Origin of the sequence: Pseudarthrobacter sp. 902506025 (assembly GCF_040702325.1) — a bacterium.
GTDB lineage: Bacteria > Actinomycetota > Actinomycetes > Actinomycetales > Micrococcaceae > Arthrobacter.
On the sequence record NZ_JBFBKW010000005.1, the window covers coordinates 261,990 to 269,162 of the forward strand.

At 64.7% G+C, this 7,173-nt stretch carries 10 protein-coding genes; 6 read left to right on the forward strand and 4 right to left on the reverse strand.

All coding sequences use genetic code 11. The annotated features are described in order from the left end of the window. Positions 1–45 precede the first annotated feature (45 nt). Positions 46–909 (forward strand): SGNH/GDSL hydrolase family protein, encoded by an 864-nt coding sequence (locus AB0280_RS12485; RefSeq protein WP_307491032.1) that lies wholly within the window; start codon positions 46–48, stop codon positions 907–909. Here AB0280_RS12485 and AB0280_RS12490 read toward each other — a convergent pair. Further along, a complete protein-coding gene (locus AB0280_RS12490; RefSeq protein WP_307491034.1) occupies positions 906–1,211 on the reverse strand; it encodes a YciI family protein in 306 nt (101 codons plus the stop codon). The two genes, AB0280_RS12485 and AB0280_RS12490, sit on opposite strands and share 4 nt — an antisense overlap. A gap of 59 nt (positions 1,212–1,270) precedes the next feature. Between AB0280_RS12490 and AB0280_RS12495 the strand changes: the two genes are divergently transcribed. Both AB0280_RS12495 and AB0280_RS12500 read left to right on the forward strand, forming a co-directional pair. Next, positions 1,271–1,756, forward strand: a complete 486-nt coding sequence (locus AB0280_RS12495) for a MarR family winged helix-turn-helix transcriptional regulator (protein ID WP_159629765.1) — start codon at positions 1,271–1,273, stop codon at positions 1,754–1,756. Between the two features lie 56 nt (positions 1,757–1,812). Further along, a complete protein-coding gene (locus AB0280_RS12500; RefSeq protein ID WP_307491037.1) occupies positions 1,813–2,574 on the forward strand; it encodes an SGNH/GDSL hydrolase family protein in 762 nt (253 codons plus the stop codon). A gap of 23 nt (positions 2,575–2,597) precedes the next feature. Here AB0280_RS12500 and AB0280_RS12505 read toward each other — a convergent pair whose 3' ends face one another. Genes AB0280_RS12505 through AB0280_RS12515 form a run of 3 tightly spaced genes read right to left on the reverse strand, consistent with a single transcriptional unit; the run spans position 2,598 to position 5,429 of the window. Beyond that, positions 2,598–3,425, reverse strand: a complete 828-nt coding sequence (locus tag AB0280_RS12505) for an FAD:protein FMN transferase (protein ID WP_307491039.1) — start codon at positions 3,423–3,425, stop codon at positions 2,598–2,600. Then, a complete protein-coding gene (locus AB0280_RS12510; RefSeq protein WP_307491041.1) occupies positions 3,409–3,966 on the reverse strand; it encodes an FMN-binding protein in 558 nt (185 codons plus the stop codon). Before AB0280_RS12510 ends, AB0280_RS12505 begins: the two co-directional genes overlap by 17 nt. Next, the gene (locus AB0280_RS12515) at positions 3,963–5,429 is read right to left on the reverse strand and encodes a ferredoxin reductase family protein (protein ID WP_366367395.1); all 1,467 of its coding nucleotides are present in this window, start codon (positions 5,427–5,429) and stop codon (positions 3,963–3,965) included. Before AB0280_RS12515 ends, AB0280_RS12510 begins: the two co-directional genes overlap by 4 nt. A gap of 314 nt (positions 5,430–5,743) precedes the next feature. Here AB0280_RS12515 and rpmB point away from each other — a divergent pair, with 314 nt between their 5' ends. From rpmB to rpsN, 3 genes are read left to right on the forward strand one after another with little or no spacing between them, the layout of a single operon-like run. Beyond that, entirely contained in the window at positions 5,744–5,980 is a 237-nt protein-coding gene (rpmB, locus tag AB0280_RS12520) for a 50S ribosomal protein L28 (RefSeq protein WP_018763944.1), read from the forward strand. Next, entirely contained in the window at positions 5,980–6,147 is a 168-nt protein-coding gene (rpmG, locus tag AB0280_RS12525; protein ID WP_013602737.1) for a 50S ribosomal protein L33, read from the forward strand. The genes rpmB and rpmG overlap by 1 nt, the downstream gene beginning before the upstream one ends. A gap of 2 nt (positions 6,148–6,149) precedes the next feature. Continuing rightward, on the forward strand, positions 6,150–6,455 hold the full coding sequence (rpsN, locus tag AB0280_RS12530) for a 30S ribosomal protein S14 (RefSeq protein WP_015938870.1): 306 nt from the start codon (positions 6,150–6,152) through the stop codon (positions 6,453–6,455). Positions 6,456–7,173: the final 718 nt, after the last annotated feature.

The following is a 7,173-nucleotide window of genomic DNA, read 5'->3' on the forward strand; positions in this document are numbered from 1 at the left end:
CCCGGCGTCGTGATTCCTTTGACTTGTCCCGGTACTTTCGTGGCTGTGCCCTCTGATCCCTTGCTTCCTGACTCCGGGCGGCGGGTGTTTGTTGCCCTTGGGGATTCCTTTACCGAAGGGGTGGGGGATCGGGATGAGCGGCTGCCCAACGGGGTGCGGGGGTGGGCCGACCGGGTGGCCGAGAAACTCGCCAAGGCGCAGCCAGGGTGGAAATATGCCAACCTGGCCATCAGGAGCAAGCGGCTGCGGCACATCGTCGACGAGCAGCTGGAACCGGCGCTGCGGATGCGGCCAACGCTTGTCACGCTCTACGCCGGCGGCAACGACATCCTGGACCTGAAGACCGACATGCCGGCGCTCATGGCGGACTACGAACAGCTGGTGGCCCGGCTGGCCGGTACCGGGGCCACGCTGGTCCTCTTCACGGGGTTCGACGTCAAGGTGTCCGCTCTGCTGGAGCCACTGAAGAAGCGCAACACCTATTACAACCAGCGGGTCCGGGACATCGCGGATAAATACGGGGCCGTGCTGGTGGACTACTGGTGCCTGGACGCCTTCCACGACCGGCGGATGTGGGACTCGGACCGGCTTCATATGTCCAAAGCCGGGCACAAATACCTTGCCGGGCAGGTGCTGGACCAGCTGGGCGTGCCGCACAAGATCAAACCCAGGGACTGGGAACCACCCGCCCGGCCCGGCCTGCGCGAGTGGGAGCGGCGCCAGCGCCGCTGGGTCCACGACTGGGTCCTGCCGCTCTTCGGCCGCAAGCTCCGTGGGGTCACGCTGGGGGACACCCTCACCCCGCGCTGGCCCCAGCCGGTGAAGGTTCCGCGGAAGGGCGGGTTGAAGAAGCTCGCCGCCGGAACGTCCGACGCCGGCAGCATACCTTCGGGAAGCAGCCCGCCTTAGGGTGCGGGCTGGGGAGAGGTGTCCAGCAGGATTTCGTAGCCCGGGGCCACCCGGCCTGCATGGAATTCCATGACTTCGAAGTCGGCAACCCCGTTGGTGTAGAACGGATCCCGCGCCAGGCTCGCGTCCAGGGTTTCCCGTTCGGCCTGCGACAGCAGCAACCCGCCGGTGCGCGGAATCTTGCGTCCGGCGGCGATGAACACGCCGTCGTCGAACGCCTTTTGCAGCCAGGCAATATGGGCGTCGTTGTGGAAGTCGACGATCTCCTGGGGCACGCGGTAGGTGAGGGAGACAACATACATGGGGCAAGCCTACCGGCGCCGCACCAGCTACTTGAAGGATCAATCGTAGAATAGGGAACATGACCGAACCCCGCTGGCTCAACGCCGACGAACGCCGCGCCTGGCTGGCGCTGGTAAGCATCAATACGCTGCTGCCTGCCGCCCTGGACACCAAGCTGCACGCCGCGGGAAAACTGTCCCTGTTCGATTACACGGTCCTGGCCATGCTGTCCGAAGCCGAGGACCGGTTCCTGCCCATGAGCGAGCTCGCAGCCCGCACCAGCGCCTCCCTGTCCCGCCTCTCACACGTGGTGACCAAGCTGCAGAAGCGCGGCTGGGTGGAACGCCGCCCGCACCCCCACGACGCCAGGGTGACCACGGCGCACCTCACCGAGGAAGGCATGGCCACGATTGTCGGCCTGGCACCGGCGCATGTTGAGGACGTCCGTGACCTGTTCCTCGATGCCCTGACTGAACAGGACGTGCTGGACCTGGCGCGGATCGGTGAAAAAGTGGTGGGACGCCTGGACTCGGACCACTGGATCCTGCGCGAAACCCAGGCCTGACCTGGGAGCATCCCGGGCGATTGGTTGCTTCCGGCAACGGGTGGCAAACTAACCGCATGGATTTCACTTCCCGGTTTGTGGCACTCGGCGACTCTTTCACCGAAGGTGTCGGTGACGACGACCCGGCACGTCCCAACGGTGTCCGCGGATGGGCCGACCGTGTGGCGGAACAGCTCTGCGCCGCGGACCCGGACTTCGGCTACGCCAACCTGGCCATCCGTGGCAGGAAGCTCCGCCAGATCCTGGCTGAGCAGGTGGACGCCGCCGTCGAGCTCAACCCCACCCTGGTGAGCATCTACGCCGGCGCCAATGACATCCTCCGCCCGCGCGTGGACATCGATGATCTCCTCGTGGAATACAACGACGCCGTGGCGAAGCTCGCTGCCACCGGCGCCACCGTGGTGATGTTCACGGGTTTCGACGCCCGGGGTTCGAAGGTATTCGGCACCATGCGGGGCCGTACTGCCATTTACAACGAACTGGTGCGCGGGATCGCCGGGGACCACGGCGCCCTGCTGGTGGACTACTGGCGCTTCAGCGAGTACTACGACTGGGGCATGTGGGCCCACGACCGGATGCACATGTCCGCCGCCGGCCACGCGAACATGGCCAAGCGCGTGCTTGAGGTCCTCAAATATGACCACTCCATCGACGTCCCGCCCATGACTCCGGTGCCGGAACTGAGCGGGGCCGACGCCATCCGTGCCAATGCCCAGTGGTTCCGCGAATACGCGGCGCCGTGGGTGGTCCGCCGCGTCACCGGGAAATCCTCCGGGGACAACATGCAGGCCAAGTATCCCCAGCTCACCCGGCTGTAGCGCGGGTCCTGGCTGCGCCTCTCCTACCCCGGCTGGAACGCCGGAGTCGCCAGGATCGAGCCGTCCGCGCGGATGGCCAGCACGGCAACGTCCCAGTTGTCCGCGGCACGGTCCAGCATCCGTGTCCCGCCGGCAACGATCGCCGTGGCCAGGACGTCGGCGGTGACAATATCCTCGGCGGCAACGGTGACCTGGACAAACCCGTCGTCACCCGCCCCGCTTCCCACCCGCCAGATGTGCTCGCCGCGTTCAGCGGAGCCGGAGGTGGCCATCGCGCTGTGCCGGCTGTTGCCGCCCAGCGGATATCCGGTGATGAGGGTCAGTCGGTCGGCAGGGTCCACCACGCCGGCTTTCCAGGGTTCGGCGCTGCCGGGGTGCGGCGAACCGCTGACCAGGACGTCGCCGCCGGCGTTCAGGCACCAGTCCCGGCGGCCCAGGGCCAGGAGCGACGTCCCGGCCTCGCGGATGGCATGGCCCTTGATGATCCCGGACAGATCCAGCACCCCGTCTGACCTTTCAGGGGTGAAGGCCCCTTCCGTGCGCAGCCGCCACTCGTGGGCTTCGGCATAACGCTCGCGCATCTGCGCCGAGGCGTGGGGCAGCGTCAGTTCACCGCGCGCCAGCCTGCTGGCTTCCGAATCGGGGCGGTACAGGCTGAACGTTTCGTCCAGGTCCCGGAACAGGCGTTCGACGACGGAGGTGGCGGCAGCGAGCTCGTCGAGCCCCGGCTGCCCTTCCGCGGGGGAGTCCACCGGCAGTGTCAGGCCGATGACCGTTCCCATGCAGTCAAAGGTGCGGGCCTTCAGGGTGGTGCCTGCCGTGGCGGGCAGGGGGTTAGAGGTTTGCTGCATCGAGGGCTGCCTGGAGTGAGGTGAGGTAGGCGTCGCTGGTGATGGTGGCGCCGCTGACGGTCTGGACATTGGCAGACTGCGCCGCCAGGACCTTGCTGCGGAGCAGGGGTGCCGCGCGGTTGCTGATCTGGATGGATTTGCCGTCCGTATTGGTCAGCTGCAGCGCCGTGACATCGGTGATCTTCCCGTTCGCCACCGTGATCTGGACCTGCACGGGGCCAAACCGGGTCTGGACGGTGTTTCCCTTGTAGGTGCCGGAGGCGGAGGAATTGGACGAACCGGAGGATCCGGAGCTTGCGGACCCGGAGGAACCTGTGGTGCCCGACGAGCTGGAGGACCCCGACGACCCGGACGACCCCGTCCCCGTGGACCCGGTGCCTGTTGCACCCGTGGACCCGGTGCCTGTTGCACCCGTGGTGCCGGTCGCCGTCGTACTTGATGCGACGGTGCTGATGCCGCCGGCCTGCGTGCCTGTCTGCCAGCCCGCCAGGAGGATCCCGGCGGAGGCCAAAGCTGCTGCGACTGTTCCGCGAATTTTCACCAGTCAAACCTTTCGTGATGGATCTGTTCCTCGGGGACGCCGGCCTTCCCGGCATCCGCAATGACGTTGGCCGCCCACGCCGCCGGGCCGCAGACGTAGACGTCCGCATCCCTGATGTCCGGCACATAGGAGGTAAGGCTGTAGCCGTTGCGCACCGAGTCCTCGGGAAGCCAGGTGGACCGGCCAGGGCCCCGCGGCCCGGTGAGGTGGAAGAGCCGGGCCCCGCGCGCCTGGCAGAGGTCAAGGATTTCGTTGCCCAGGTAAAGCTCCTTGTCAGTGTGGCCGCGGAGCAGGACCGTGGCCTCGCCCGGAGCGAACGGGGTGGTCTCCAACAGCGCGCGCAGGGGAGTGATGCCGATGCCTGCGCCGATCATCACCACCTTGTTCTTCGTCCGGGCTGCCGTGCTGAGCAATCCGTAGGGACCCTCCAGGGCCACCTTGGTGCCCTTCCGCAGCCGGAGCAGCTGGGCGGAGCCGTCGCCGAGGTTCCGGACGGTGACCCGCAGCGTCCCCTGGCCGTCCCGGCCGTTGACCACCGGCTCCGCGGACAGGCTGAACGGGTGGGGGTGCCACCACATGCCCGGAGCCAGGAAGCGCCAGATGAAGAAGCGTCCGCCCGTCCCCGCCAACTGGTCCAGCTTCTGTCCCCGCATGACGATGTTCACCACGCCCGGAGCCACGGCCTCCACGCGGGTCACCGTCAGTTGGTGGCGCGCGGTGGCCAGAACCGGCTCAAGGATGCGGAAGTACACCAGGGCACTGCCGGTGTAGATGCAGATGGCGAGCCAGTACCACCGCTGCCAGGTGCCGGCCGCAAAGAGGCCGCTCACGCTGAACTGGTGCGGGATTGACGTTGCCACCGCCGCGTAGGTCAGCAGGTGGACCACGTACCAGAACTCGTACGGGAAGCGCCGGCGCACAGCCACCAGGGACGTCACCACGACGGCGATGAACAGGGCCATGGAGACGAACGCCAGCCACATATCGGGGACCTGCACCCACAAGTTGATGGATTCGCTGACCGGGTCCAGTCCCTCGGCCATACCGTACCCGACGGCGAGCAGGAGGCCGTGTGCCAACAGGAGGTAAAGGGATGGCTTGCCCAGTTTGCCGTGGAATTCCAGGGCCCGGTCGTGGCCGATGGTGCGGTCGATGAACGGGATCCTCGCGGCCAGGAGCAGCATCAGCAGGACCAGGTCCATGCCCGCCAGGCCGGCCACGATTCCCGCCGCCGTGAACAGCGAGGCGGGCGAGGTGATGTTGGTGGCCCCGCCGTCTGCCAGCCACAGGGAGATTGCCGCGGCAACGGATGCCCAGGAAATGACGGTCAGGAAGTCCGTCCGCAGCATGCGCCGGCGGTACTGGCGGGCGAACCAGCCGCGGGCGGGTATCTTCGGTGGTGAGAGCTCCGGGCGGCCGGAGCTGCTTGCGGCCGGTGATGCCGGCAGGAGCTGTGTGTTCATGCATCAAACATGCTTGGGGAAGCTATGTCCCTGCTGTGAAAAGGGGCCACCGACTGCTGTGACCTTTCAACAGGGGCAAGCCCTTATACACCCGATTGGTCTTTAATTGCGTCAACTCGTAGACTTGGTAGGCGCTAAGTGCGCGGAGCGTGCGCAATTGCTCCGGTTGCCCGGTAATTTTCTCCAGGGTGGCCGGTAGTTAGGGGCTCAAGTTGCGTAACTAACCGTTGCCCGTACATTCTGTGGGTCGCACTTGGCAGCATGGTCCAGCAGCAGATATGCGGATCATTACTTTCAATTCTTGAGGAGAAGTCATGGCAGCACACTGCCAAGTGACCGGGGCCGAGCCGGGCTTTGGGCACAGCATTTCGCACTCGCACCGCCGCAACAAGCGTCGGTTCGATCCGAACATCCAGAAGAAGCGCTACTGGGTTCCGTCCCTGCGCCGTAACGTCACGCTGCAGGTTTCTGCACGTGGCATCAAGACCATCGACGTGCGCGGTATCGACGCAGTCGTCGCCGACATTCTGGCTCGTGGGGTGAAGCTCTAGTGGCTAAGGACAAGGACGTACGTCCGATCATCAAGCTCAAGTCGACCGCGGGCACGGGTTACACCTACGTAACCCGCAAGAACCGTCGTAACGACCCGGACCGCATGGTCCTGAAGAAGTACGACCCCAAGATCCGCCAGCACGTCGAATTCCGAGAGGAGCGCTAAACATGGCTAAGAAGTCCAAGATTGCTCGCAACGAGCAGCGCAAGGTCATCGTTGAGCGTTACGCTGCCAAGCGCCTCGAACTGAAGAAGACCCTGGTTGACGAAAACGCAACCGACGAAGCACGCGAAGCAGCCCGCCTGGGCCTGCAGAAGCTGCCCCGCAACGCGTCCCCGATCCGTCTGCGCAACCGCGACATCATCGACGGCCGCCCCCGTGGCACCTTCCAGAAGTTCGGTATCTCCCGTGTTCGCTTCCGCGACATGGCTCACCGCGGTGAGCTCCCGGGCATCACCAAGTCTTCCTGGTAATCCAGCACCGCTGATTCCAGCTGCTTGAGAAGGGCCGGCAACCTTACGGTTGCCGGCCCTTCTGCGTTTAACCCATTGCTTGTTCAGCGGCCGGCCCTGCCAGGAAACACCTGTGCGGCAGCACACAGCGGCAGAATGACGACGACGGCAGGTTGCGCAGGCGCTCCACCCCGGGTTTCGCCGCGGAATACCGGGGATTTCCGGCCTCCGAAGGGCCGGTTTGCGATGGGACCGGTGTGCGTGTATTGTTTTCTAAGTCGCCGCGGGGGAGACAGTGAAGAACTGTTCACCGGGTGGCCAGGACCCCCAATTCAAAGCCAAAATCTGGTTGCTCTTTAGGGCGCTGGAAATCGGTATGGGGCGGTCTTCAATTCGATGGGAATCCTGAAAGATGGATTTGCTTCGGAGGCGGGGATCGGGTAAGTTTGAAAAGTTGCTCCGGAGCGATCCTGAACGTTGGTTTGGGTGGTGCCGGGTGTGTCTGTTGTTTGAGAACTCAATAGTGTGCCAAGTTTGTTGATACCGATTATGTATGTAATTGGTTGAATTTGCCGAATCGTGCCGCCCCTGTGGTATTGGTTTGGTGTTTTTAGCTGGTTTCAAATTTTGTGCAGCCATTATGACCGTTATTTCCGGTGGTTTTGGTTGTGTCTGTTTGTTTTCAACGGAGAGTTTGATCCTGGCTCAGGATGAACGCTGGCGGCGTGCTTAACACATG